This window comes from Blautia sp. JLR.GB0024 (genome assembly GCF_037000545.1).
Lineage (GTDB): Bacteria > Bacillota > Clostridia > Lachnospirales > Lachnospiraceae > Blautia > Blautia celeris.
Genome location: NZ_JBANBF010000008.1, coordinates 40,669 through 65,608, shown reverse-complemented (window position 1 = coordinate 65,608; position 24,940 = coordinate 40,669). Strand labels below are relative to the sequence as shown.

The window sequence follows — 24,940 nt, the reverse complement described above, 5'->3', positions numbered from 1 at the left end:
ATTAAAATGCAGAGGAAAATAAAGAGGAGTAGGGAATTATGAGATTGACCCATATACGCATATGCGGCTATAAACATCTGAAGAAAATAGAATTTAATATGTCGCAAAGCTCCGAAGAAGTGCCTGTGGATTTTTGTGTGGGTTTGAATGGAACTGGAAAATCCGCATTTTTAGAAGCGGTTGCTCTGATTTTTTCCAGAATAACACAAAATGAGCTGCCCGGATTTGATTTTGTACTTGGGTATTCTGTCTTTGAGAAGGGAAAAATTGTCCAGGTAGAGATAAGGCCTGAGAAAGAGTCAGGGAAGGGCCGTCTCCATATTACTGTAAATGGACAGGTATATTCTTCTTTTCTGGGAATTGAGCAGTATCTGCCTTACAAGATTATAACATATATTTCAGGTCCTAACAGCCAGATGAAACAGATGCTGCAAAAGGAAGCTGAAAATTCGATCATTAGTGATATATATGATGCCGGGACGCGGGAGGATGGAGAGCATGAGATTAAAGTCCTGCTGAATTACCTGAATCAGTTGCAGAAAAATCCCAGAATGTTGTATTTGAGCGAGGAGATGGCTTCTTTGATCTTTCTGGTGCTCTGTGCATGGAAACCGGGGCAGGATAATGGATATGCCATGTTTCGGGAGATGCTGTTGAAAAAACTGGGAGATAAATTCCGTCCTGTGGCTTTCAGTCTGGAGGCTGATGAAACCAGAATAGAAAGTGCTCTTTTTGAAGAACTGTTTTTGGAGGATGAAAAAGGAGAAAGTCAGCTTTATGACTGGAAGGTAAGTGATGGAGATACGATTAAAGCTGTTTATGAAATTTCGGGAGAAAGGGCGGAGTATTGTAATAAGGCCATATCACGTCGGTATTACAATCCTCTTCAGTTACTGCTGCTTCTTCTGCAGGCTAAGAATGCTTTGGCGCTGAAAGCGTGCCATGTGTTTTTCCATACAGAGACAGGAGCAGAATTACTGAATGAATGTGCCCTGAGTGACGGGGAACTGCTTTGGGTAGCCCGAATGGGGCTTGTATTGCTGTGCAGACAGGAGGAAACGGATAACTGCCTGTTTTTGTTTGATGAACCGGATATCCATTTAAATGAGAGTTGGAATGTAGATTTTGTGGCCAGCCTGCGGAAGTTTACACAATTAAATGGCAGGAGTATGCATCATGCTTTTTGGATTTCCACTCATTCCAGCCTGCTTCTCACAGATGCCCTGCCGGATCATGTATTTTTATTTGAAAGAGAGAAAGGAAATGTCTCTGCCAGAAAAATTCCGATATCCATGTTTGCTGCCAGCCGCAATGAAATATCAAAAACCATGTTTCAAAATGCTGCACAGATTGGAAACTATGCAGATAAAATATTGCAGGCCGCATTGCGAGAGGAAAATCCTGATAAACTGCTGCAGTATATTAATTGGTTAGGGGCCGGTATTGGACGTTTTCGGCTGATGGATAAATATTACAGTATAATGGAGAAACGAAATGTACCTGAAATTACAGAAGAGTTTTCTGAAGACGGAAATGGAGAAGATTAATCAAACCATTCTGAGTATTTTTGAGTGTATGGCAGATCATCGGAATCCGGATATCAATACATTGAAAACATTACTTAGTACAGACGAAAGCTGGGTGATCACATATTATCATTCTCAAAAGAGTCTGAAAAATGCAATGGACAGATTATTGGAGGAGCCTCAGTATGTGCGCAGGCAAATGTACAAGGTACTGAAACATGATATGGCGTTTGAAAAACATGCATCAGACAAAGATTTTGAATTTTGGGAAAAAGGGTTAAGCATTTCACAGCGAAATAAGATCAAAAGCCTGATGAATCATATTTATCAAAATATTTTTCAAAGAAATAAACTGTCTCTTTCTTTTGATAATTACAGGGATTCTTTATATAGTAATGATAGAAACACCATATGCCCTGTATGTCTGGGTCGTGTGAGAAATCTGCGGCGTTACGGGGAGGTCGACCATTACTTTCCAAAAAACCAATATCCTGCTCTGACTTTCCATCCTGTGAATTTGGCTGGTATATGCAGAGAGTGCAACAGCCCCAAGGTGAAAGGGAGCAAAGATCCATTAAAAAACGCGAATCTGGCAGAAGTTTATATTCCTTATCTGAGGGCAGCAGAAGAAGAATCCAGAATTGCTGTAATGGGCAGCGGAGGAGAGCGTGTGCTGGGTTTAAGACCTGTTTCAGACAATAAGCAGGCAGAGCAAAGAATCAAGAATTTTGATGATTTATTTGATTTAAGCTCACGCTGGACAATGCAGATGTATGACAAAATAAAAGAGGATTTTCTACTCACTGAGCACTGTAAGGATGAAGCAGAGGTGGAGGCAGACTTGGTGAAAATTGCAGGAGAAGAAAAAAGAAAGGCAGCTATGATGAAACAGTATGCTCTTGATGCAGCCTGCTCGGAATTTCTTGTCACAGAGGGAAAGCGCGCATTTATGGAGGAGTGGAAGAAAAGACAGGAAGAGAGGGAGAAGATGAGGAGTAAATAGAGAATAAGATGCAGAAAGACAGCGTCACCGGATTATAAATATCCGCTTAGACGCTATCTTTCAGTTGCACCTTTTCAAATTTAAATGTAAAATACTATAAAGATATCAGGAATAAATTATATCTAAGAGAGGAATCGCACATGAGCAATGCAGCGGAAACCGTTACTATAGACAACCTCTGGCAAGCAATTACATCCCACCAGGGAGAAACCTTCTACACAAAGAAAATGCTCCCCTTTACCTATACCATCAAAGGCGGCGAGATGTTCACAGACCGCAGAGAGCGCTCCATCACCAGGAGCACCTTTGAAAACGCATACAAAAAAATAAAAAATTCCCCTGACAAAATCACCGGCCCCAAAGCATTGAACATGTACGGCGCCCCATATGTGTGGGCAGTTTTGGCAAAGGTGACAGATATTTGCCAATCATAACCGATACACCCCTATGCCTTTAAAAATCATTTTACCATATAAAAATAAGCCAACAAACTCATAAGTGAGGTATTAAAAACCATGCCCGGCTACATCATCCACTTAACCGCAGCGAATTTTTTCCTAAATTCGCTGCCATTTTCACACCCGTTAAATCAGCCAAAAGCCAAAAACGCCTTCCTGGTCGGCAATTTACTGCCCGACACTGTAAAAGACAAATTCCAATCCCATTTCCGAAGCCCTGACACCTTGCAGGAAATTGTCCAATATCCCATACTGTCCAAATTTCTTGATAAATACCGTGACCTTCTCCCGGATCCAAGCGTCCAGGGTTATCTCTTCCATCTATACACAGACTATCGTTTTTTCACGGAATACATGCCCCGCATTGTGCGTTTTACAGACATTCAAGGCAGGTATACCACAAAGAAAGACGACATCGTCTGGGCTCAAATTCAGAAAACCAAGAAAAAAGTAAAGGCAGCAGACTTCTTCTCCGAAGACTATTATTACGGTGATTACACCCGCATGAACACATGGCTGGTCATCCATTACAGACTTCCTCTCCAGATGGATGTCAATGTAAAAAATCCCGGCATTTCTGAGGTAGTATATTCCGATATTTCAGAAATCCTGGAGGAACTGAAGTCCTATCTGCTGATGCCTCCGGAAGCGGCAGATGATCTTGCTGTTTTTAATAGGAAGGAACTTCTCAATTACATTTACTCCATTGCCAACCCAAAAGAATTAAAAAAAGTAATTGATTAATGATTTATGTAATGTTAATATAATAATGTTGTTTGAAATGGGAAAGAATAGAAATGATGGCAACACTTTCTTATTTTAAATATATACGAGAGGAATGGAAAGAAGATGAAAAAAGGATTAATTGCAGCAGCAATTATTGTATGCATCGGAATTACCGCCGGTACCGTATTTCTGGTACTTAATCGGGACAAGACAGCACCGGAGATAAAAGTTCCTGGGGACAATACGCTGACTTATGTGGCGGGGCAGGATAAGAAGCTTCTTCTGGAAGGCATCACGGCAGTGGATGACAAGGACGGGGATGTATCAGATACCCTTATGGTGGAATCCGTAAAACCAACTGCTGACGGAACCCAGGCTGAAGTAACCTATACGGCAATGGACAACAGCCGCAATGTGACAAAAAAGAAACTTATGGTAAATTATCAGGCTTCCGGTGAAGCAGCACCGGCGGACAGCGGCCAGGCTCCGGAAGGAACGGAGGAAGGCCAGGAAGCAGGAACAGAAGCGCCGGCTCCCGAAGGGGAAACAACAGGTGAAGGTACGGGAGAGGGCGAAGCTGCCCCGGCAGATCCGTCTGCCGACCCGGCTGCCCAAGAGCAGCCTCCTCAGGAAACTGCAGGCGGTGCAGAGGCAGCGGAGGCGGCGATTGCACAGCTTCCGGCCGGCAGCCCACAGTTTCGTCTGAATGAATATGAAGTGACGCTGCCTGTGGGAAGCAAGTTTGATTACAGTACATATATTCAGGATATCACCGACGATAAAGATGACAGAAGCACCCTTTTCAGACAGATTCAGCTGCAGAATCCGGTGGATACCAATACACCGGGAACCTATGAAGTAGTGTATTATGTTGTCGACAGCGATGGAAATCAGTCAAATACTGCCATTTTAAAGGTAAATATCCAGTAGACAAACAGAGGACTTTCCTTTATAATGGTGGGTGAATTTATGGTAAAGGTGGATAAGATTATTGATTATAGACACACACTGCCACATTTTGCCCGGTGTAGATGACGGAGCAAAAAATGCGGACGAAACACGCAGGATGCTGCGAATGGCGTTTAAGGACGGCATCGATGAAATTATTGCTACACCACATTTTAACTGCGACATGGACACGTCTGTGTTGGAGAAAAGGATGGGAGCCTATCTGCGTACCTGTAAGTACGCAAAGGAAATGAATCCAAAAGCCAGGATATATCTCGGAAACGAGCTGTATTACAGTGAGGGAGTGGTGGATGCCCTTGACAGAGGCGATGCGCTGACTCTGAATCAGACAAAGTATGTTTTGGTAGAATTTCCTGTTTATGCGGAATTCCGCTATATACGGCAGGCTGTGCAGAATCTGCAGTATGCCGGATATCTGCCTGTGATTGCTCATATTGAGCGCTATCAGGGCATGAAGAAAGAAGAACAGGTTGCAGAGCTGGCCGGAATGGGAGCCTGCATGCAGGTTAATGTTTCCAGCGTTATGGGTAAAGCAGGCTGGAGCACAAGATGGTATTTATTAAAATTAATGAGGCACGGACTCATTCATGTACTGGGCACAGATGCCCACGGTGCGACACACAGACGCCCGGAGATGAGAGATTGCCTTTCTTACATAGATAAAAAAATCGGAAAGACATACCGTGAGGAAATCAGCACAATAAATCCGTCAAGAATTATCAGAGGAGAATACATAAGTGGATAAGTTAGAAATCAAAGGAGAAATTTCATTATCAAGCCGGGAACGTGAGGTTTACCGTACCTTGAGAACCAACCTGGAATTTACGGGTGTGGAGAACCGGGTCATTGCAGTCACAAGCTGTACACCGAATGATGGAAAGAGTACAGTCGCTTACAATCTGGCGCTGGCTCTGGCAGAGAGCGGCAGGAATACACTGCTCATCGATGCGGATATGAGAAAATCCGTAATGGTTCACCGTTTGAAACTGGAAGGTGCTGTTAAGGGACTCAGCCATTATCTTTCCGGCCAGGCCGAATTGGGAGATGTGGTATATGGAACGAACAAGAGGAATCTTTTCCTGGTTCCAACGGGAATTTTCCCCAGCAACCCTACAGAGCTTTTGGGAAATGAGAGACTGCTGAAACTGCTCACAGGTCTGAAGAACACATTTGATTATATTATCATTGATACGCCACCTCTCGGAAGCGTTATCGATGCAGCGGTTATCGCTCAGGTGTGTGACGGATCCATTCTGGTTCTGGCAGCGGATAATTCCTCCAGGTCAGAGGCGAAAGGTGTGGTCGGACAGCTGAAGGCAGCTAACAGCAACCTTCTGGGTGTTGTTCTTAACAAGGTGGATGTACATACAGGAAGCTACTACGGCAAGAAGTATGGCGGGTATTATGGAAATAAATACGGCGGATACTATTAAAATCAACAAGACACCGTAAGAAAAATTTTGCAATGAAAGAGGAACAAAATGAATAATAAAGAATACGATGACGAAATGGAGATTGATTTAGGTGCCCTGTTCCATGTACTGATACGGAAATGGTGGCTGATCGCCATCTGTGCGATTATGGGCGGAGTGATCGCATTAGGCGGTACAGCGCTCCTTATCACGCCTAAGTATGAATCAAAAGCGCAGCTTTATATTTTAAATAAGACGACAAGTGTTACATCCCTGGCAGATATTCAGATTGGTAGTGAACTGACAGCCGACTTTGAGGTGATCGCCACCAGTAAGCCGGTTATTGATGCCGCTATTGAACGCATCAAAGAGGAAGAGGACAAAACATTTTCCAGAAAAGAGATACTGGATGTTCTGACTGTAGTAAATAAATCCGGTACACGAATTCTGGAAGTGAAAGCTATAGATGAGAATCCGGCAGATGCCTGTATCATCGCAAATGCAGTTGCCGAGGAAACAGCAGACAGAATGGCAAGTATTATGAAATCTGACCCGCCTACAACTGTGGAGAGCGCGGAGGTTTCAGAAAAACCTGTCAGCCCCAGCCTGCTGAAGAATACCGCTATCGGTATTTTGCTGGGTATCCTGCTTGTGTGCGGCGTGCTTACCGTGAGGTTTATCATTAACGACAATATCAAGACAGAAGAAGATGTTGAGAAATATCTTGGTCTTTCCACACTGGCGATCGTTCCCTATGTGAAGGGCAAGGATAAGAAGAAAGATGAGCTTCGCAAACTGAAAGAGGCAGACAATGGAAAAGAAAAGAAGAAGTAAATTATTCTGGGTATTTTTGATCATATTTCTGGCAGCCGTGGCTTTTGCTGTATACTACTATACCAGTCAGCAGAAGAAAGAAGAAGTATATGATAAGCTGAAAGAAAGTAATAAGACAGAAGAGACAAAGGATACAGAAGAACCGAAACAGGAGCCGGCAAAGGAAGCGGCAGCAGAGCCGGAGAAAGAGCCTGTGGAGATTCCCATTGATTTTGCAGAGCTGCAGAAAATGAACCCGGAAATCTATGCATGGATACGGATTCCCGGCACAGAAGTGGATTATCCTATTGTGCAGCGGCCCGAGGATGACGCCTACTATCTGGATCACACGATAGAGGGCGAAGAGGGACTGCCCGGATCTATTTACACGGAATCCCTCAACAAAAAAGATTTTACGGACAAGAATACAGTGATATACGGACATAATATGAAAGACTGTACCATGTTCGGCGGCCTGAAGGATTATAAGGACAGTGCTTATATGGATGAGCATTCAGAGGTGTATATTTATACACCGGAGCACATTTTTACCTATAAGATCTTTGCGGCGGTTACTTATGACAGCAGACATATTATGGTGGCTTTTGATTTTACCCAGGAAGAGCAGTTCCAGGCATATCTGGATTCACTCAGCCAGGTGAGAAATATGGCATCCTATATCAATACAGACATTCCGGTCACAACATCTGACCGAATTATTACAATGTCAACCTGCAATGGAAATAATGATCAGCGTTTTCTTGTAGAGGCGGTACTGATAGATGAAAAGTAAAGAAAAAAAGAGACTGGTTGTGATAGTTTCTGTACTGATCCTTCTGCTGCTGGCTCTGGTTGTGGTGATATATGTTGTGAAAAATAACAGCAGAGCAAAGACGGTTGCGGACAATATGGAGAAAAGCACAGGCGCATCCGTTTCCCAGGCCAGCGATGATACCATCACTTATAATGGCCAGAAATATGAGTATAATAAAAATCTTACAAATATTTTATTCATGGGTGTGGATAAAAAAGAAACGGTTACTCTGAAGGACACGCCGGGAGTAGCAGGACAGGCGGACTGTGTTATGATCATATCTCTGGATAAAGAGACACAGACAGCGCGTATTCTGCAGATATCCAGGGATTCCATGACAGATATTGATATCTATGACGCAAACGGCAATTATTATACTTCCGTAAATGCGCAGCTTGCCACCCAATATGCCTACGGCAATGGGGAGCAGAGCAGCTGCTGGGCCATGAAGAAGACGGTATCGGAGCTGCTTTTTGATTTGCCGATAGACGGCTATGTGTCGTTGAATATTGACGCGATCAGCACAATGAACGACGCAGTGGGCGGTGTGGAGATCACTATACCGGAAGATTATACGATGATTGACCCTGCGTTCGTAAAAGGTGAGACTGTGAAACTGACAGGAGAGCAGGCGGAGAAATATGTGCGTTACAGGGATACGGATGTACAGGGCAGCAATAATGGGCGTATGCAGCGCCAGGTGCAGTATATTCCGGCTCTGATCGCCTCCCTGAGAAATAAAGTCGGCGCGGCCGGAGATTATTATGAGGCATTTTATCCGGTGATCAAGCCGTATCTGGTGACAGACCTGAATGCTGACCAGATTAACGACTTAGCCCGCTATCAGCTTGGTGACAGCGAAACCCAGTATGTTCCGGGAGAAGCGGTTGCAGGCGCGGAACATGAAGAGTTTTATGTGAATGATGAAGAATTACAAAAAATGTTGATAGAAACGTTTTATACATTGCGAAAGTAGATGAAAAGATACCCGTAATCCCACTAATATCAAGGGATTGCGGGTATGTTCATTTTTGACAAAGTGTGAATCGGTTTTTTGAAATAACATCCGCACTTATCGGTGAAGGTCCTTTTAAAGCGGAAACGGACAGTTTTGCATCCACCGTTCATAATAAATTTGGGGGAAATGGTATGACTGAAATTTTCTGAAAATTATCATCGAATCAAAGGTCAGAGCGTCGTACTGCCTCTTCGGTCCAGGAGGGCGGCCTGCATAAATGCGGAAAAAACTAGAAGAAATTTCACTTGAATCCATATATATACCGCCTATGAACTGCCGGAACACAATATATCCCCGGCGAGGCGACAGCCGGTCCGAAACATGAGAAGTTTTATATAAATGATAAAAAATTAAAAAAAATATTGATAGAAATGTTTTACAAATTACGAAACTAGTGTTATAATAACTTCAAGCTTGTTAAATGTAATAAAGCAAGAAGAAACAAAAGGAGGATTTTATCATGAAGAAACTTATTGCTTTAGTGTGCGCAGCTGTTATGACTGTTAGCTCAGCCGTTGCAGTATTCGCACAGCCAAGTGTACAGGTTACAGGTGTTGTAACCAAAGCTCAGGCAGCTACAGATGCCAGCGGTAACGCAGTTACTGTTGAGATCAAGGCAGTTCCTGAGGAGTACAAAGAGGCCGTTGAGAACGTTAAGAAAGAGGAAACTCTGAAAGAGGTTCTTGGCGCTGACTTCAAAGAAGGTATGCAGGTTGTAGATGTGAAAGAAATTTCTGTTCCTGATGGAACAACATTCCCTGTAACCATCACATTTGAAGTAGCTGGTGTTACAGAAGGTTCTTCTGTTGCAGTTCTGCACTACAACGGAAGCGCTTGGGAGAAGGTAGAAGCAAAAGCTGGTGCTGGTACAATCACAGCAACCTTCACATCTCTGTCTCCAGTAGCATTTGTTGTTGACAAAGACGCAGCAGCAAAAGCATCCACATCACCTAAAACAGGCGAAACAAACGTTATGATGTGGACAGGTATCGTAGCTGTTATTGCAGTAGCTGGAATGGCTGTTACATACAAAAAAAGAAAAGAAGCATAATTTTTAATGCTTAGGAACCCGGGCGAAAGCCTGGGTTCTTTTTTTCTGAAAAAACCCTTGACAGTGACCTTACGTCACCCCTTATAGTAACCTTATCAGAGAAAAAGCAAAGGAGAATACCACATGAAAGTATTAGTAACAGGCGGTGCCGGTTTTATCGGAGGAAACTTTGTACATCACATGGTGAATAAATACCCGGATTATGAGATCGTAAACCTGGATTTGCTCACCTACGCCGGCAATCTGGAAACTTTGAAACCAGTGGAAGATAAACCGAATTACAAATTTGTCAAAGGTGATATTGCGGATGAACCGTTTATTATGGATCTGTTTGAGAAAGAAAAATTTGATATTGTAGTGAATTTCGCGGCAGAGAGCCATGTAGACCGTTCCATTGAAGACCCGGGCATTTTTGTGCAGACCAATGTTATGGGAACAAGAGTGCTGCTGGATGCCTCTAAAAAATATGGTGTAAAGCGTTACCATCAGGTATCCACCGATGAAGTTTACGGGGATCTGCCCCTTGACAGACCGGACCTGTTCTTCACAGAGGAAACACCGATTCACACTTCAAGCCCCTATTCCTCCTCAAAGGCCAGCGCCGATTTATTTGTACTTGCTTATTACAGAACCTTTGGACTGCCGGTGACCATTTCCAGATGTTCCAACAACTATGGTCCCTATCATTTTCCGGAAAAACTGATTCCGCTGATGATCAGCCGCGCCCTGGCAGATGAGGAGCTTCCGGTATACGGAAACGGTGAAAATGTGAGAGACTGGCTGCATGTGTCAGACCACTGCGAAGCGATTGATCTGATCATCCATAACGGAAGAGTCGGTGAGGTTTACAATGTGGGCGGACATAATGAGAGAACAAATCTTCAGGTTGTACAGACAATTCTCAAAGCCCTGAATAAACCGGAAAGTTTGATCAAATATGTCAAAGACCGTCCGGGACATGACATGAGATATGCCATTGACCCGACAAAACTGGAAACAGAGCTGGGATGGAAGCCGAAATATAACTTCGACACAGGAATTGCACAGACCATACAGTGGTATCTGGACAATGAGGACTGGTGGAAACATATTCTCAGCGGCGAATATTCCAACTATTTTGATAAAATGTACGGAGAGCGCCTGGCTTAAGCGCGCGGCAGGATAGAGGCAGACGGAAGGGAGGGATTTTGTGGCGCATTATTATACCACCGGGGAATTTGCCCGGATGGCTCATGTGACAATCCGAACCATACGGTATTATGATAAGAAAGGTCTTTTAAAGCCCAGTTTTGTCAATGAATCGGGATACCGCATGTATTCCGATGAAGATTTTCTGAGACTCCAGAAAATCCTCTCCCTGAAATATCTGGGATTTTCATTAAAAGAAATATCAAATATGACCATACATGATACCAGTTCCGATATTCTGGAATCCCTGAAGATGCAGATCGATTTGGTGCAGAAGAAGATTGAGAATATGAACCAGATGGAGCACGCCCTGCAGAATACCATGCAGATTGTTCAGCAGACAAACCAGATTGACTGGAATGAGATCCTCAATCTGATCCATCTGACCGATATGGAGAAGATGCTGGTGGAGCAGTATAAAAACGGAGCCAATTTAAATATCCGCATTTCCCTCCATGAACGGTATTCCTCCAACCCCCAAGGGTGGTTTGCTTGGCTCTGCGAACAGATCGATCTGGACCAGGTGAAAAATGTCCTGGAAGTGGGATGCGGCAACGGGCAGCTTTGGAAACACGCACCTGATGCGGTGCTGCAGGGAAAATATATCTGCCTGTCTGACGCTTCGGGCGGAATGGTGCATGATGCTGCAGTGAACATTGGAAACGAGAGAAAGAAGTATTTTGATTTCAGAGTTCTGGACTGTCAGAAGCTTCCATTTCCGGACGGGCACTTCCAGCGGGTGGTTGCCAATCATGTGCTTTTCTATGTACAGAACATAGCAAAAGCTCTGGAAGAGAACAGCCGTGTATTGAGTGAGGACGGCATCTTTTACTGCAGCACCTACGGGACGGGGCATATGCATGAGATCACAGAGCTGGTGAAGGAGTTTGATCCCAGGATATCTCTGTCAGAGGTGGCCCTCTATAAGCTGTTCGGGCTGGAAAACGGACAGAAGCTGTTGGAGCCGTATTTCTCCTCTGTGGAGAAACGTATGTACGATGACAGTCTGTGGGTAGATAAGCCGGAGCCGCTGCTTGATTATATTTTGTCCTGTCATGGGAATCAGAGTGAACTTCTCTATCCCAGACAAAGAGAGTTTAAGCAGTTTTTGGAGGAGAAGATCCAAAGAGACGGAGGCATCTCCATCAGTAAAGAAGCGGGGATTTTTATTTGCAGGAAATAAATCGTCTCTGCCGGGTATAACGGGCAGGGAAAAGAAAGGATGAAGGTTATGAGAGTTTTAGTGACAGGTGTAAAGGGACAGTTGGGACATGACGTAATGAACGAGCTGGCTAAGAGAGGCCATATAGGCGTTGGCGTGGATGTGGAAGAGATGGATATTACAGATCCCCAGGCATGCAGAAAAGTGATCGGGGAGGCGGATGTGGAAGCTGTTGTCCACTGTGCTGCCTACACGGCTGTGGATGCTGCAGAGGATAATGTGGAGGTCTGCCGCAAAGTCAATGCTTACGGTACAGAGAACATTGCGAAAGTATGCCGGGAGCTGGGTCTGAAAATGATGTATATCAGCACGGACTACGTGTTTGACGGGGAGGGCACAAGACCCTGGGAACCGGATGATGAGAGAGATCCGCTGAATGTGTACGGGCAGACCAAGTATGAGGGTGAAGTGGCAGTGACAGACCATGTGGAGAAATTCTTCATCGTGAGGATCGCCTGGGTCTTTGGCGTGAACGGCAAAAATTTTATCAAAACCATGCTGAATCTGGGCAAGAAACACACGGATATCAATGTGGTGGAAGATCAGATCGGTTCTCCGACCTATACTTATGATCTGGCTGTTCTGCTTGTGGATATGATCGAGACAGAAAAATACGGCTTTTATCATGCCACAAATGAAGGTCTCTGCAGTTGGTTTGAATTTGCTTCTGAAATCTTCCGTCAGGCGGGCATGAACGTAAATGTACATCCTGTAAGCTCTGAGGAGTTCCCGGCAAAGGCAAAAAGACCTCATAACAGCAGGATGAGCAAGGATAAACTGGAGGCAAACGGCTTTAACCGCCTTCCTGCATGGCAGGATGCCCTGGCGCGTTACCTGCAGACCGATGAGCTGCAGAAACTGCTCCACGAAAATTAAAAAATGCGGGATTCACGTGCTTTTTGACCGGAAAAAATATACTTGCGCAGCCGGGTCTGCGCAAGTAATGCGCTGCCTGTGCATAAGAGCAGCTGCCGGAAATCTAAAATACAGGAAGAAACAGAGGTACAGAGTATGAAGGGAATTATTTTAGCAGGCGGATCAGGAACAAGACTGTATCCACTGACCAAGGTGACATCAAAACAGCTTTTACCTATCTATGATAAACCTATGATCTATTATCCGCTGTCCGTACTTATGGAGGCGGGAATCAGAGAGATACTGATCATTTCCACACCGGAGGATACTCCCAGGTTTGAGGCTCTTTTGGGAGATGGGCATCAGTTTGGCATTGAACTGTCCTATGCGGTACAGCCAAGCCCGGACGGACTGGCACAGGCATTTGTCATCGGTGAGGATTTTATCGGAGATGACGGTGTTGCCATGATCCTGGGTGACAATATTTTCTACGGACACGGACTGAAAAAGAGACTGTGTGCAGCGGCAGCCCGTACAGAAGGAGCTACCGTGTTCGGTTATTATGTGGATGATCCGGAGCGGTTTGGAATCGTAGAGTTTGACAGTGAGGGCAAGGCGGTTTCCATTGAAGAGAAACCGGCACAGCCAAAGTCCAATTACTGTGTCACTGGCCTTTACTTCTATGACAATAAGGTGGTGGAGTATGCCAAGAATCTGAAGCCTTCCGCAAGGGGAGAGCTGGAGATCACGGATTTGAACAGGATCTATCTGGAGCAGAACGAGCTGAACGTGGAACTTCTGGGCCAGGGATTTACCTGGCTGGATACAGGAACACATGAGTCTCTGGTGGAGGCAACTAATTTCGTAAAGACCATGGAAGACCATCAGCACAGAAAAATTGCCTGCCTGGAGGAGATCGCTTACCACAATAAATGGATTTCCAGGGAAGAGGTCATAGAGGCCTATGAGGTTTTGAAAAAGAACGAGTACGGTGCCTATTTAAAAGATGTACTGGACGGAAAATACCTGGTATAGTAACCGCGCTGGCTGCCTCGGGATTTTCCGCGGGACAGTGGCGTGTGAACAGGAAATAGAAAGTATTCCAAGTGCCGCGGCGGTTTTTGCCATAGTCTGACAGAGTGGGAGTACATGGGTATGGGACAGTATACAGGCGAACTGATACATTATTTAATAAGAGATATCGCGGATGTGGGGAAATACTTTTTTGCAGGACTTGCCGCATTTTTTGCGGCTGGCCTGACGATTTCTCTGCTGACAAAAGTCCGGGGACAGAATGAGGGACAGCGCAGGCGCTTTTTAGGCGCGGCAGTTCTTGCGGGATATCTGTGTATGCTTCTGTTCATCACATTTTTGTCAAGAGAACCGGGCAGCAGGGACGGGATCGACTGGATGCCTTTCAGTACCCTTGGCAGCGGGCCGCGCGGGGATGCTTTTGTCCTGGAAAATGTCCTGCTGTTTGTTCCGTTTGGTGTATTGCTGCCCGTGGTCTCCGTGAAAATGAGGCGGGTTTGGAGTACATTATGTATGGGATGTGCAGTCAGTCTGTCCATTGAACTTTTCCAGTTCCTCACAAAAAGAGGATATGCCCAGACAGACGATGTGCTCACCAATGTGCTGGGGACGATTTTGGGGTATGCCGGTTATGCAGTATTTTGCCGCTGCAAGAAAAAAATACTTGCAATCTCGCAGCACTCATAGTATAATTATACTCGTTGTAAAAAAGAGATGGTCCTCTGCTGCACACTGCATTAAGAACATCCAGAGTATAAGGAGAAAAGATCATGAACGAAATCATCAAAAACATCGAAGCTGCTCAGATGAAAGCAGAAGTTCCGCAGTTTAATGTGGGAGATACCGTAAGAGTACACGGTAAGATCAAAGAGGGTAACCGCGAGAGAATCCAGATTTTTGAAGGCGTTGTGCTGAAAAAACAGGGTGGAAGCAATCGTGAGACCTTCACTGTAAGAAAGAATTCCAACGGAATCGGCGTTGAGAAAACATGGCCGCTGCATTCCCCCAATGTGGAGAAAGTGGAAGTGATCAGACGCGGTAAAGTAAGACGTGCAAAACTGAACTACTTAAGACAGCGCGTTGGTAAAGCAGCTAAGGTAAAAGAATTAGTAAAATAATAATGTTTAGAAAACAGGGACACATACTTATGTATATGTCCCTGTTTCTAAATGGATAAGAGGATGCTGCCATGAAGAAAAAAGAAAGTAAAGGACCGGAGTTTTCCAAAGACGGCCATGTGCGCCCTCTGCTCATATGGGTATTCGAGATCGCAGTGGTTCTTGTATTAGCTGCAGTGGTATCCATTTTTTTCTGCCAGACCATTGTCATGCAGGAGGGCGGCATGGAACCCACACTGGCTACGGGAGACAAGGTATTGATCAATAAAGTGTCATACAAGCTGGGCGAGCCGGAGAGGGGCGATATTGTGGCCTTTAAGAAGGACGCCAAGCAGCATTCCAGTATGCATGTAAAGCGCATCATCGGTCTGCCGGGTGAGACGGTGCAGATTAAGGACGGGCTGATCCTGATCAATGGGGAGACTTATATGGAGAAGAAGGATTTTCCAAAAATCAGCAATCCCGGACTGGCAGAGACACAGATCACACTGGGAAAAAACGAATATTTTGTACTTGGAGACAACCGGAACAACAGTGAGGACAGCCGTTTTGCCGAGGTGGAAAATGTAAAGCAGAAATATATTGTGGGCAAAATATGGCTGAGAGTTTCTCCTTTTGGAAAATTCGGCCTCATCAAGAGCTGACAGACAGAGAGGAACAATTATGAATTATCAATGGTATCCCGGGCATATGACGAAAGCAAAGCGCATGATGCAGGAGAATATAAAGCTGATCGATCTGATCATTGAGGTGGTGGATGCCAGAATCCCCGTTTCCAGCAGAAATCCCGATATCGACGAGCTGGGCAAAAATAAAGCCCGGCTGATTCTGCTGAACAAATCGGATCTGGCAGACGAGCGGCAGAATGAAAAGTGGACCCAGCACTTTACGGAGAAAGGGTTCTTTGTCGTGAAGGCAAATTCCAAAAGCGGGGCAGGCATCCGCCAGGTGCTTCCTGTGATCATGGAGGCCTGTAAGGAAAAAATAGAGAGAGACAGGAAAAGAGGCATTCAGAACCGTCCGGTCAGAGCTATGGTAGTGGGGATTCCCAATGTGGGGAAATCCACATTCATCAATTCCTTTGCCGGAAAAGCCTGTACAAAGACCGGCAATAAGCCGGGTGTGACAAAAGGAAAGCAGTGGATACGCATCAATAAAAATGTGGAGCTTCTGGATACACCGGGCATTCTCTGGCCAAAATTCGAGGACCAGAGCGTAGGCGCCAAGCTGGCTATGGTGGGCTCCATAAAAGATGAGATTCTGAATCTGGAGGAACTTTCCCTGGAGCTTCTGGGATATCTCCATAGAGATTATGAGGGTATTTTAAAAGAGCGCTATGACGTGGAGGAATCCGAGGACCGCCTGAAAATGCTGGAGGCCATTGCCGTAAACAGAAAGTGCCTGCAGAAAGGCAGCGAGCTGGATTATGGAAAAGCATCCAACATTCTGCTGGAGGAGTTCCGGAACGGAAAAATCGGCAGAATTACGCTGGAACAGGTGTGAAACCCGCAGCCGGCCATTAAATCCGTTTTACAGTGGGCCGGGTCAGCGCAGCAAATGCGCAGATCTGTCTGTACTGCTGCAGCGGGGTGTTATTGAAAAACAAAGGATGAGACAGAAGATGAAAAGTATTCAGGAAATCCGTACAGAATTTCAGAATGCAGCGGAAACAGAGCTGGATGATCTGTGCGCTCTTTATCTGGAGGATGAGCGGAAAGGTGTGCAGGCCCTGATCGGGAAGGCCAGAAAACAGCAGGAAAAGCTGGAGGCGGAGCGTGCACGTATTGAAAAAATGAAAGCCTATGAGTATCAGTATGAGCATCTGGGCTATGCCTGCGGCATCGACGAAGCCGGAAGAGGCCCTCTTGCAGGTCCTGTGGTTGCCGGAGCCGTGATCCTTCCAAAAGACTGCAGACTGCTCTATTTAAACGATTCCAAGCAGCTCTCCGAGAAGAGGCGGGAGGAGCTGTATGATGTGATCATGGAAGAGGCAGTCAGTGTTGGCGTGGGATATGCAGGGCCTGCCAGGATTGACGAGATCAATATTCTGCAGGCAACCTATGAAGCCATGCGGGAGGCGGTATCCAAACTCACAGTCCGGCCCCAGATCCTGTTAAATGATGCGGTGACCATACCGCAGATGGATATTCCCCAGGTTCCTATTATAAAGGGCGATGCCAAAAGTATTTCCATTGCCGCTGCCAGTATTATCGCCAAGGTGACCAGGGACCGGCTTATGAGGGAGTATGACAAGGTGATGCCGGAATACGGGTTTGCCTCCCATAAAGGATACGGAGCGGCGTCCCATATAGAGGCGATCAGGAAATACGGGCCATCTCCCATTCACCGTGCCACTTTTATCAGGAATTTTATAGACTGAGGATGACAAAATATGAAAAGATCCGCAAGAGAGACAGGAACGTGGTATGAAGAGAACGCTGCCCGGTATCTGGAGCAGCAGGGTTACAAGATTCTGGAGAAGAACTTCCGCTGCCGGCAGGGTGAGATCGATCTGATCGCCATGGACGGGGAGTACCTTTGTTTTATTGAGGTGAAATTCCGGGAGAACGCTGACTGCGGCGGTCCGTTTCTTGCAGTGGATAACAAAAAACAGCGCCGGATATGTCATACGGCGCTGTTTTATCTTATGGAAAGAGGACTGCCGGAGGACACAGCCTGCAGGTTTGATGTGGTGGGGATCACGCCGGATGAAACGGTGCTTATAAAGGATGCGTTTTTATACCACATATAAAGAAAAAAGGGAGGACACAGATATGGAAATTCATTGGAAATCCGAGACAGAAAATCATATGAAGATACATGAAACAAATGGTGTCACATACCTGACATTCCAGGCTTTTGAAGAGCTTCCGGGCATTGTGCATGGATTTTCCACCAGACTGGGCGGGGTGAGCCGGGGCGACTGCGCTTCCATGAACCTGAGTTTTTCCAGAGGCGACCGCGAGGAGGATGTGAGGGAAAATTACAGAAGGCTTGCCGCCGCGGTAGGATTTTCACCGGAACAGATTGTCTGCTCTGACCAGACACATACCACGAATGTACGTGTGGTCACAGAGGCGGACAGAGGCAAAGGGTTTGCCGCTGACCGGGACTACACGGATGTTGACGGGCTTGTGACAAATGTACCGGGACTGGTGCTTGCCACATTTTATGCGGATTGTGTCCCCCTGTATTTTGTGGACCCCGGGAAGCGGGTTATCGGCCTATCCCATTCCGGCTGGAAGGGAACAGTGGGCAGGATCGGTAAGGTGACTGTGGAGACCATGCAGAGGGAATACGGCTGCAGGCCGGAGGATATTCTGGCGGCTATAGGGCCTTCCATCTGTCAGGAATGCTATGAGGTGAGTGAGGACGTGGCAGAACAGTTTATGAGCGCGTTTCCGGCTTCAGAACACGGGAAGATACTGATAAACAAAGGTCATGGCAAGTATCTTCTGGATCTCTGGGCAGCCAATGCGCTGATCTTTGCTGAGTCGGGTATTCTTCCTGCTCATATTTCTTATCCGGGAATCTGTACCTGCTGTAATCCTGACTTTTTATTCTCCCACAGAGCCAGTAAGGGAAAAAGGGGGAATCTGGGAGCTTTCCTCGGATTGTGCGAAATCAATTGACTTAATGCATAAATTTCAGGGTTGTTTTTTTGTGAATATTACATAGTTGTTACAAAAAACGTAAAAAAGCTTTGCATTTAGTAATCTATGTGTTATAATTATGCTCGTAATAAAAAAGGAGCTTAGAATATGAGAAATAAAAAATGTACAAGCTTATTTTTGACATTCCTGATTGCAAGTCTTACCATAACTCCGGTATACGCGTCTGCAACACAGAAAAAGATTACAGAAGCGGAACAGCAGAAAACTGAGACACAGAGTAATTTGAACGCCTCACAGGATAAGATCAGCTCTCTGGAAGCCAAAAAAGGTGATCTGGAGGCATACCTTACGGAGTTAAACCAGCAGCTTACGGACCTGAGTAAGAACCTCTCAGATTTACAGGAAAAGTCAGATGCTAAGCAGGCAGAGTTACAACAGATCGAGAAAGAACTGGATGATGCGAAAGCCCGCAGGGAAGAGCAGTATGAGAGCATGAAGCTTCGGATTCAGTACATGTATGAGAACGGCAATGATTCCTACATGACTATGCTGACAGAGGCAAAGGACTTCACTGATTTCCTGAACAAGGCAGAGAACATTATGCAGCTTACAAAGTACGACCGGAAGATGCTGGACCTCTACAAAGAGACACAGCAGGAGATTGAAGACAAAGAAGCCGGTGTAAAAAAAGAGCAGGAAGCGCTTGAAGAACTGAAGCAGGAAAGTATGGACAAGCAGGCGGAGGTATCCGACCTGGTGAGAAATACAACCAAGCAGATCGATACATATAGTTCACAGATTGACAGTGAACAGAGCGCGGCAAAAGAGCTGCTGGAGAAAGTGAATTCCCAGGAAGCCGTGATTGACAGCTTGATGAAGCAGCAGAAGGATGAGGAAGCGGCAGCAGCGCTTGCAGCGCAGAAAGCAGCCCAGGAGGAAGCAGCAAGAAAGGCACAGCAGGAGGCCGCAGAACAGCAGGCAGCCGCACAGCAGAGTGCCTCACAGGAATCCTCTGAGAGCTATAATGATGTACAGGAAGAGACTTCTTCCGATACAGAGACATCACAGGAGATCACAGAACAGGAAGATACCTCCTCTGATGATTCTCAGGGAAAATATCTGGGCAGGTTCAGACTGACCGGATATTGTAACTGTGCCCTATGTCATGGACAGGGATACACAGCCAGCGGAACTGTTCCCCAGGCGGGAAGGACTGTTGCCATGAATGGTATTCCGTTTGGAACAAAGCTTCTGATCAATGGAGGCGTCTATGTAGTGGAAGACAGAGGAGTACCTTACGGTAATGTGGATATCTATCACGATACCCATGACCAGGCACTTTCCTTTGGTGTGGGATATGCAGATGTATATCAGTTAAATTAAAAAAGACCTCCGTACAGGCGTTTGGATACGCTGTGTACGGAGGATTTTTTTGCTTTTCGACGTGCCGAAAACCGTGTGCGGATTTATGAGAAACGGTTCAGCAGCATATTGATTTTCTTCGTTGTAGAGCGGACTTTTTCCACAGACAGGTCATGGTTCAGAATGTCCATAATACTTGCAAGATATTTGCTCATATCTGCTTCCAGATAATAAGGACGGTTTAAAAGGTCCGGATTTCTGTAGTTCAGGTTGGTGGTGATGACGCGGTAAATATACCCTTTTTCATAATATTCATCAAATTTTTCCAGGCCGTCAGTGAAGAGTCCGAATGTGGTACAGACAATGACACGCCTTGCTTTCCGGTCTTTTAACTGTTTTGCCACATCCAGCATGCTTTCCCCTGAGGAGATCATGTCGTCAATGACGATCACATCTTTTCCCTCCACGGAGTCACCTAAGAACTCATGGGCCACAATGGGGTTCTTGCCGTTTATGATGGTAGAGTAATCGCGGCGTTTGTAGAACATACCCATATCCACGCCGAGGATATTGGAAAAATACACAGCCCTCTGCATGGCGCCCTCATCCGGGCTGATGATCATCAGATGCTCATTGTCAATCCTGAAGTTGTCGATGGACGCGCACAGGGTTTTCAGGAACTGATAAGTGGGCATAAAGTTGTCAAAACCGGACAGGGGAATAGAATTCTGCACCCGCGGATCATGTGCGTCAAAGGTGATGATATTGGATACCCCCATCTGCACCAGCTCCTGCAGTGCCAGCGCGCAGTCCAGGGATTCCCTCTTGCTTCTCTTGTGCTGACGGCTTTCGTATAGGAAAGGCATGATCACGTTGATCCTGTGCGCTTTTCCCGTAGCAGTGGCGATGATCCTTTTTAAATCCTGGTAGTGGTCATCCGGAGACATGTGGTTGACATGTCCGCTGACTTTATAGGTCAGGCTGTGGTTGCATACATCTACCATAATAAAGAGGTCCGTGCCGCGCACGGATTCATTGATGATGCCCTTCGCTTCACCTGAGCCAAAGCGTGGACACTTGCAGTCAAGAAGAAAAGTATCTGCTGTGTAGCCGCGGAAATTAAGTCCGGACTGATTGTGAGAATCTAATTCCTTTCTGAATTGTACCAGATGGGAATCCACCTGCTGGGCCAGCTCTTTGCAGCTGTCCAGGGCTGCTATTTTAATAGGTGCCACCGGAATGGACTTCTCCAATAAACTGATATTGACCATAATGACCTCCGTTAGAGTTTTTTTGACATATAATTACACATTAAGTTATAACATCAGAAAGTGAGCAGCGTCAAGGAAATTATTGCTTTTTTTATGCTTTATTGGTATGATAATAAATAGCGGGTATAAAAAGACCCGTTTAGAAATGAGGAGAAATTGTGAAAAAATGCAGACATATCATCCGGGAAGTGGAAGCCGGAAGCATTGCCGAGGAGCTGGAACTGGCTCCGGGGGATGAGCTTTTGTCTATCAACGGACAGGAGATTGAGGATGTCTTTGACTACCACTATTTGATGAATGATGAGTATATAGAGGTTCTTGTGCAGAAAGCGGACGGTGAGCAATGGGAGCTGGAGGTGGAGAAGGATTACGAGGAAGACTTGGGAATCGTATTTGAGAACAGTCTCATGGACGAATACCGTTCCTGCAGCAATCATTGTGTCTTCTGCTTTATTGACCAGATGCCCCCGGGCATGAGAGAGACCCTCTATTTTAAAGATGATGATTCCCGTCTCTCCTTTTTACAGGGAAATTATGTGACGCTCACCAATATGAGCGACCATGATATTGACAGGATCATCCACTATCATCTGGGGCCTATCAACATTTCTTTCCATACGACCAACCCCGAGCTTCGCTGTAAAATGCTGCACAACCGTTTTGCCGGGGACATTTTCCCTAAAGTGCAGAGACTCTATGAGGCGGGAATTGAGATGAATGGCCAGATTGTGCTCTGCAAAGGGCTCAATGACGGCAAAGAGCTGGAGAGAAGTATTGAGGAGCTGGCAAAATACCTGCCCCACCTGAAAAGCGTTTCTGTTGTGCCTGTGGGGCTGAGCAAATACAGGGATGGACTGTATCCGCTTCAGTCCTTTGGAAAAGAAGATGCCGAAAATGTGATTTCCCTGATTGAAACATGGCAGAAACGGTTATATGAAGAATATGGATTACATTTTATCCACGCAAGTGATGAATGGTATCTGACTGCCGGGCGCAAGCTGCCCCCTGAAGAGAGGTATGACGGCTACCTGCAGCTTGAGAACGGTGTGGGTATGCTGCGCCTGCTGGAGAACGAAGTAGAGGAGGCTGTCGCTGGACTTTCCGGAGATGAGCGGGCGCTGGAGGTGTCCTTTGCCACCGGTTCCCTGGCGTATCCTTTTATCCGCAGATACGCGGACCGGATCGAAACACTTTATCCAAAGGTTAAGATCCACGGATACTGTATCCGCAACCATTTCTTCGGAGAGAAGATCACAGTGTCCGGTCTTCTGACCGGGCAGGATATCATAGCACAGCTTCAGGGCAGGCCTCTGGGAGAATACCTGCTTCTGCCCTGCAATCTGCTCAGGAGCGGGGAGAATGTATTTCTGGATGATGTAACCGTAGAGCAGGTGGAAGAACAGTTAAAAATTTCCGTAAAAATAGTGGAAGAGGACGGCGCCTCCCTGGTGTCAGCCCTTCTGGAAAAAGAGGCGGGAAGAGCACATAGAAGGAGACAGATGTATGAGCAAACCGATAGTAGCAATTGTTGGACGACCTAATGTGGGAAAGTCCACACTTTTTAACGCCCTGGCAGGAGAGAAGATATCCATTGTAAAGGATACGCCGGGGGTGACCAGAGACCGTATATACGCAGATGTGAACTGGCTGGATAAATCCTTTACGTTAATTGACACCGGTGGTATTGAGCCGGACAGCAGGGATATTATCCTGTCACAGATGCGGGAGCAGGCGCAGATCGCAATAGATACTGCAGATGTGATCATTTTCATTACAGATGTGCGCCAGGGTCTTGTGGATTCCGATGCCAAGGTGGCGGACATGCTCAGAAGAAGCGGTAAGCCCGTGATTCTGGTGGTGAATAAGGTAGATAATTTTGACAAGTTTATTATGGATACCTATGAGTTCTATAATCTGGGGATTGGGGAGCCGGTGCCGGTTTCTGCCACCGGAAAGCTGGGAATCGGTGATATGCTGGAAAAAGTGGTGGAGTACTTTGATGAGGACGCAGAAGACGGTGAGGAGGAAGATATTCCTAAGATCGCCGTGGTGGGAAAACCAAACGTGGGAAAATCCTCACTGATCAACAAGCTGATCGGGGAATCCCGTGTCATCGTATCCGATATTGCGGGAACCACCAGAGATGCCATTGATACAAAGGTGGAATGGAAGGATAAAGAGTATATTTTCATCGATACGGCAGGACTCAGAAGGAAGAGCAAGATCAAAGAGGAGCTGGAGCGCTACAGTATTATCCGTACCGTGACGGCTGTGGAGCGCGCGGATGTGGTAGTCATGATGATCGATGCCACAGAGGGCGTTACAGAGCAGGATGCCAAGATCGCAGGTATTGCCCATGAGAGAGGCAAGGGTATCATCATTGCAGTGAATAAGTGGGATGCCATCGAGAAAAATGATAAGACGATCTACAAGTTTACCAATAAAGTCAGAGAGGTTCTGTCCTACATGCCGTACGCGGAGATCATTTTTATTTCCGCTGAGACAGGGCAGAGGATACCAAAGCTTTTTGAGGCCATTGATATGGTATTGGAGAATCAGACACTGCGGGTGCAGACCGGTGTACTCAATGAGATCATGACAGAGGCCGTTGCCATGCAGCAGCCGCCTTCTGACAAGGGCAAACGCCTGAAGCTGTTTTACATTACCCAGGTGGCGGTTAAGCCTCCTACATTCGTTATTTTCGTCAATGACAAGGAACTGATGCATTTCTCCTACACCAGATATCTGGAGAATAAGATCAGAGATACCTTTGGATTTAAGGGAACCTCCCTGAAATTCATCATAAGGGAACGCAAAGAAAAGGAGTAGGATGACAAATGCTGGTACGAATTGTAAGTCTGCTGATTGGTTATGCGTTTGGTCTGTTCCAGACCTCTTATATTTACGGAAGAAAAAACGGAATTGATATCCGGGAACACGGAAGCGGGAATGCGGGGACTACCAATGCGCTCCGCACCCTGGGCAAGAAGGCAGGGGCGGTTACCCTTCTGGGGGACTGCCTCAAATGCGCCCTGGCGATCCTGGCCGTTTATCTGCTCTTCGGCAGGAGCCACCCGCAGCTTGTCAGGCTGCTGGAGCTGTACGCCGGAGCCGGATGTATCCTGGGACATAACTTTCCCTTCTATCTGCATTTTAAAGGAGGGAAAGGGATCGCAGCCTCTGTGGGGCTGGTGGCAGCTTTTGACTGGCGGTTGTTTTTGATTTGTGCCGTGGTATTTTTTACGGCCTTTTTCCTGAGCCACTATGTGTCTCTGGGATCTCTGCTGGGATACTTCTTCTTTGCTGTGGGCGTGATCGTCTCAGGGCAGATTGGCAGATATGATGTGGACCCGGGAGTGCTCCATGAGATGTACATACTGGCTCTGCTTCTGATGGCGCTGGCCTTCTGGCGGCACAGACAGAACATTGTGCGTTTGATCCGCGGCAATGAGAACAAGATTTATCTGGGGAAACATTAAGGAAATACA

At 46.1% G+C, this 24,940-nt stretch carries 27 protein-coding genes; 26 read left to right on the top strand and 1 reads right to left on the bottom strand.

Going from position 1 to position 24,940, the window contains the following annotated elements; all coding sequences use genetic code 11:
• Nucleotides 1–38: 38 nt before the first annotated feature.
• From V8Q34_RS17830 to V8Q34_RS17720, 23 genes are all read left to right on the top strand, one after another.
• Complete coding sequence (locus V8Q34_RS17830; RefSeq protein WP_148392775.1) at nt 39–1,547, top strand: AAA family ATPase; 1,509 nt, start codon at nt 39–41, stop codon at nt 1,545–1,547.
• A complete protein-coding gene (locus V8Q34_RS17825) occupies nt 1,495–2,529 on the top strand; it encodes a hypothetical protein (protein ID WP_335836003.1) in 1,035 nt (344 codons plus the stop codon). The genes V8Q34_RS17830 and V8Q34_RS17825 overlap by 53 nt, the downstream gene beginning before the upstream one ends.
• Nucleotides 2,530–2,669: 140 nt before the next feature.
• The gene (locus tag V8Q34_RS17820; RefSeq protein WP_335836002.1) at nt 2,670–2,963 is read left to right on the top strand and encodes a hypothetical protein; all 294 of its coding nucleotides are present in this window, start codon (nt 2,670–2,672) and stop codon (nt 2,961–2,963) included.
• A gap of 249 nt (nt 2,964–3,212) precedes the next feature.
• Entirely contained in the window at nt 3,213–3,731 is a 519-nt protein-coding gene (locus V8Q34_RS17815; protein ID WP_256139441.1) for a hypothetical protein, read from the top strand.
• Nucleotides 3,732–3,836: 105 nt separating this feature from the next.
• Nucleotides 3,837–4,643 carry an immunoglobulin-like domain-containing protein gene (locus V8Q34_RS17810; protein WP_227210777.1) on the top strand — a complete coding sequence of 269 codons (807 nt, stop codon included), beginning with the start codon at nt 3,837–3,839 and terminating at the stop codon, nt 4,641–4,643.
• Nucleotides 4,644–4,704: 61 nt separating this feature from the next.
• Nucleotides 4,705–5,427, top strand: coding sequence for a CpsB/CapC family capsule biosynthesis tyrosine phosphatase (locus V8Q34_RS17805; RefSeq protein WP_052099636.1), 723 nt, complete (start codon nt 4,705–4,707; stop codon nt 5,425–5,427).
• Nucleotides 5,420–6,115 carry a CpsD/CapB family tyrosine-protein kinase gene (locus V8Q34_RS17800; RefSeq protein ID WP_033142841.1) on the top strand — a complete coding sequence of 232 codons (696 nt, stop codon included), beginning with the start codon at nt 5,420–5,422 and terminating at the stop codon, nt 6,113–6,115. Before V8Q34_RS17805 ends, V8Q34_RS17800 begins: the two co-directional genes overlap by 8 nt.
• A 48-nt stretch (nt 6,116–6,163) precedes the next feature.
• Complete coding sequence (locus tag V8Q34_RS17795) at nt 6,164–6,928, top strand: YveK family protein (RefSeq protein ID WP_244807016.1); 765 nt, start codon at nt 6,164–6,166, stop codon at nt 6,926–6,928.
• Nucleotides 6,906–7,700: a class B sortase gene (gene srtB / locus V8Q34_RS17790; RefSeq protein WP_033142843.1), complete on the top strand. Its 795-nt coding sequence runs from the start codon at nt 6,906–6,908 to the stop codon at nt 7,698–7,700. The genes V8Q34_RS17795 and srtB overlap by 23 nt, the downstream gene beginning before the upstream one ends.
• Nucleotides 7,690–8,697, top strand: coding sequence for an LCP family protein (locus tag V8Q34_RS17785; protein ID WP_335835999.1), 1,008 nt, complete (start codon nt 7,690–7,692; stop codon nt 8,695–8,697). Before srtB ends, V8Q34_RS17785 begins: the two co-directional genes overlap by 11 nt.
• A gap of 502 nt (nt 8,698–9,199) precedes the next feature.
• Nucleotides 9,200–9,790 (top strand): LPXTG cell wall anchor domain-containing protein, encoded by a 591-nt coding sequence (locus tag V8Q34_RS17780; protein ID WP_227246772.1) that lies wholly within the window; start codon nt 9,200–9,202, stop codon nt 9,788–9,790.
• Nucleotides 9,791–9,913: 123 nt separating this feature from the next.
• On the top strand, nt 9,914–10,939 hold the full coding sequence (gene rfbB / locus V8Q34_RS17775) for a dTDP-glucose 4,6-dehydratase (RefSeq protein WP_033142846.1): 1,026 nt from the start codon (nt 9,914–9,916) through the stop codon (nt 10,937–10,939).
• A gap of 40 nt (nt 10,940–10,979) precedes the next feature.
• On the top strand, nt 10,980–12,161 hold the full coding sequence (locus V8Q34_RS17770) for a MerR family transcriptional regulator (RefSeq protein WP_033142847.1): 1,182 nt from the start codon (nt 10,980–10,982) through the stop codon (nt 12,159–12,161).
• A 48-nt stretch (nt 12,162–12,209) separates the two neighbouring features.
• On the top strand, nt 12,210–13,076 hold the full coding sequence (gene rfbD, locus V8Q34_RS17765; RefSeq protein WP_033142848.1) for a dTDP-4-dehydrorhamnose reductase: 867 nt from the start codon (nt 12,210–12,212) through the stop codon (nt 13,074–13,076).
• A gap of 135 nt (nt 13,077–13,211) precedes the next feature.
• Nucleotides 13,212–14,090, top strand: a complete 879-nt coding sequence (rfbA, locus tag V8Q34_RS17760) for a glucose-1-phosphate thymidylyltransferase RfbA (protein ID WP_033142875.1) — start codon at nt 13,212–13,214, stop codon at nt 14,088–14,090.
• Between the two features lie 120 nt (nt 14,091–14,210).
• The gene (locus tag V8Q34_RS17755; RefSeq protein WP_052099638.1) at nt 14,211–14,774 is read left to right on the top strand and encodes a VanZ family protein; all 564 of its coding nucleotides are present in this window, start codon (nt 14,211–14,213) and stop codon (nt 14,772–14,774) included.
• 83 nt (nt 14,775–14,857) lie between these two features.
• A complete protein-coding gene (gene rplS / locus V8Q34_RS17750; protein WP_033142849.1) occupies nt 14,858–15,205 on the top strand; it encodes a 50S ribosomal protein L19 in 348 nt (115 codons plus the stop codon).
• A gap of 71 nt (nt 15,206–15,276) precedes the next feature.
• Nucleotides 15,277–15,849, top strand: a complete 573-nt coding sequence (gene lepB, locus V8Q34_RS17745; protein ID WP_033142850.1) for a signal peptidase I — start codon at nt 15,277–15,279, stop codon at nt 15,847–15,849.
• Between the two features lie 19 nt (nt 15,850–15,868).
• The gene (gene ylqF / locus V8Q34_RS17740) at nt 15,869–16,708 is read left to right on the top strand and encodes a ribosome biogenesis GTPase YlqF (protein ID WP_335835997.1); all 840 of its coding nucleotides are present in this window, start codon (nt 15,869–15,871) and stop codon (nt 16,706–16,708) included.
• A gap of 118 nt (nt 16,709–16,826) precedes the next feature.
• A complete protein-coding gene (locus V8Q34_RS17735; RefSeq protein ID WP_335835996.1) occupies nt 16,827–17,585 on the top strand; it encodes a ribonuclease HII in 759 nt (252 codons plus the stop codon).
• Nucleotides 17,586–17,597: 12 nt separating this feature from the next.
• Nucleotides 17,598–17,957, top strand: a complete 360-nt coding sequence (locus tag V8Q34_RS17730; protein ID WP_103732119.1) for a YraN family protein — start codon at nt 17,598–17,600, stop codon at nt 17,955–17,957.
• Between the two features lie 22 nt (nt 17,958–17,979).
• Nucleotides 17,980–18,837 (top strand): peptidoglycan editing factor PgeF, encoded by an 858-nt coding sequence (gene pgeF, locus V8Q34_RS17725; RefSeq protein ID WP_103732121.1) that lies wholly within the window; start codon nt 17,980–17,982, stop codon nt 18,835–18,837.
• 129 nt (nt 18,838–18,966) lie between these two features.
• Complete coding sequence (locus V8Q34_RS17720; protein ID WP_103732118.1) at nt 18,967–20,202, top strand: PcsB-like coiled-coil domain-containing protein; 1,236 nt, start codon at nt 18,967–18,969, stop codon at nt 20,200–20,202.
• Nucleotides 20,203–20,285: 83 nt separating this feature from the next.
• Here V8Q34_RS17720 and V8Q34_RS17715 read toward each other — a convergent pair whose 3' ends face one another.
• A complete protein-coding gene (locus V8Q34_RS17715) occupies nt 20,286–21,452 on the bottom strand; it encodes a ribose-phosphate pyrophosphokinase (RefSeq protein WP_033142855.1) in 1,167 nt (388 codons plus the stop codon).
• 158 nt (nt 21,453–21,610) lie between these two features.
• Here V8Q34_RS17715 and V8Q34_RS17710 point away from each other — a divergent pair, with 158 nt between their 5' ends.
• The 3 genes from V8Q34_RS17710 to plsY are packed head-to-tail and all read left to right on the top strand — an operon-like array spanning nt 21,611 to nt 24,931.
• Nucleotides 21,611–22,993 carry a DUF512 domain-containing protein gene (locus V8Q34_RS17710; protein WP_298078538.1) on the top strand — a complete coding sequence of 461 codons (1,383 nt, stop codon included), beginning with the start codon at nt 21,611–21,613 and terminating at the stop codon, nt 22,991–22,993.
• A complete protein-coding gene (der, locus tag V8Q34_RS17705; RefSeq protein WP_244807023.1) occupies nt 22,956–24,281 on the top strand; it encodes a ribosome biogenesis GTPase Der in 1,326 nt (441 codons plus the stop codon). The genes V8Q34_RS17710 and der overlap by 38 nt, the downstream gene beginning before the upstream one ends.
• Nucleotides 24,282–24,289: 8 nt before the next feature.
• Nucleotides 24,290–24,931, top strand: coding sequence for a glycerol-3-phosphate 1-O-acyltransferase PlsY (gene plsY, locus V8Q34_RS17700; RefSeq protein ID WP_033142858.1), 642 nt, complete (start codon nt 24,290–24,292; stop codon nt 24,929–24,931).
• Nucleotides 24,932–24,940: the final 9 nt, after the last annotated feature.

What these genes read in the sequence shown, in the direction of transcription:
- V8Q34_RS17730 (WP_103732119.1), top strand. Translation starts at nt 17,598, where the DNA reads ATGAAAAGATCCGCAAGAGAGACAGGAACGTGGTATGAAGAGAACGCT.
- V8Q34_RS17820 (WP_335836002.1), top strand. Translation starts at nt 2,670, where the DNA reads ATGAGCAATGCAGCGGAAACCGTTACTATAGACAACCTCTGGCAAGCA.
- pgeF (WP_103732121.1), top strand. Translation starts at nt 17,980, where the DNA reads ATGGAAATTCATTGGAAATCCGAGACAGAAAATCATATGAAGATACAT.
- V8Q34_RS17825 (WP_335836003.1), top strand. Translation starts at nt 1,495, where the DNA reads ATGTACCTGAAATTACAGAAGAGTTTTCTGAAGACGGAAATGGAGAAG.
- V8Q34_RS17785 (WP_335835999.1), top strand. Translation starts at nt 7,690, where the DNA reads ATGAAAAGTAAAGAAAAAAAGAGACTGGTTGTGATAGTTTCTGTACTG.
- lepB (WP_033142850.1), top strand. Translation starts at nt 15,277, where the DNA reads ATGAAGAAAAAAGAAAGTAAAGGACCGGAGTTTTCCAAAGACGGCCAT.
- V8Q34_RS17755 (WP_052099638.1), top strand. Translation starts at nt 14,211, where the DNA reads ATGGGACAGTATACAGGCGAACTGATACATTATTTAATAAGAGATATC.
- srtB (WP_033142843.1), top strand. Translation starts at nt 6,906, where the DNA reads ATGGAAAAGAAAAGAAGAAGTAAATTATTCTGGGTATTTTTGATCATA.
- rplS (WP_033142849.1), top strand. Translation starts at nt 14,858, where the DNA reads ATGAACGAAATCATCAAAAACATCGAAGCTGCTCAGATGAAAGCAGAA.
- rfbA (WP_033142875.1), top strand. Translation starts at nt 13,212, where the DNA reads ATGAAGGGAATTATTTTAGCAGGCGGATCAGGAACAAGACTGTATCCA.
- V8Q34_RS17720 (WP_103732118.1), top strand. Translation starts at nt 18,967, where the DNA reads ATGAGAAATAAAAAATGTACAAGCTTATTTTTGACATTCCTGATTGCA.
- V8Q34_RS17810 (WP_227210777.1), top strand. Translation starts at nt 3,837, where the DNA reads ATGAAAAAAGGATTAATTGCAGCAGCAATTATTGTATGCATCGGAATT.
- plsY (WP_033142858.1), top strand. Translation starts at nt 24,290, where the DNA reads ATGCTGGTACGAATTGTAAGTCTGCTGATTGGTTATGCGTTTGGTCTG.
- V8Q34_RS17795 (WP_244807016.1), top strand. Translation starts at nt 6,164, where the DNA reads ATGAATAATAAAGAATACGATGACGAAATGGAGATTGATTTAGGTGCC.
- V8Q34_RS17830 (WP_148392775.1), top strand. Translation starts at nt 39, where the DNA reads ATGAGATTGACCCATATACGCATATGCGGCTATAAACATCTGAAGAAA.
- der (WP_244807023.1), top strand. Translation starts at nt 22,956, where the DNA reads ATGAGCAAACCGATAGTAGCAATTGTTGGACGACCTAATGTGGGAAAG.
- ylqF (WP_335835997.1), top strand. Translation starts at nt 15,869, where the DNA reads ATGAATTATCAATGGTATCCCGGGCATATGACGAAAGCAAAGCGCATG.
- V8Q34_RS17735 (WP_335835996.1), top strand. Translation starts at nt 16,827, where the DNA reads ATGAAAAGTATTCAGGAAATCCGTACAGAATTTCAGAATGCAGCGGAA.
- rfbD (WP_033142848.1), top strand. Translation starts at nt 12,210, where the DNA reads ATGAGAGTTTTAGTGACAGGTGTAAAGGGACAGTTGGGACATGACGTA.
- V8Q34_RS17715 (WP_033142855.1), bottom strand. Translation starts at nt 21,452, where the DNA reads ATGGTCAATATCAGTTTATTGGAGAAGTCCATTCCGGTGGCACCTATT.
- rfbB (WP_033142846.1), top strand. Translation starts at nt 9,914, where the DNA reads ATGAAAGTATTAGTAACAGGCGGTGCCGGTTTTATCGGAGGAAACTTT.
- V8Q34_RS17780 (WP_227246772.1), top strand. Translation starts at nt 9,200, where the DNA reads ATGAAGAAACTTATTGCTTTAGTGTGCGCAGCTGTTATGACTGTTAGC.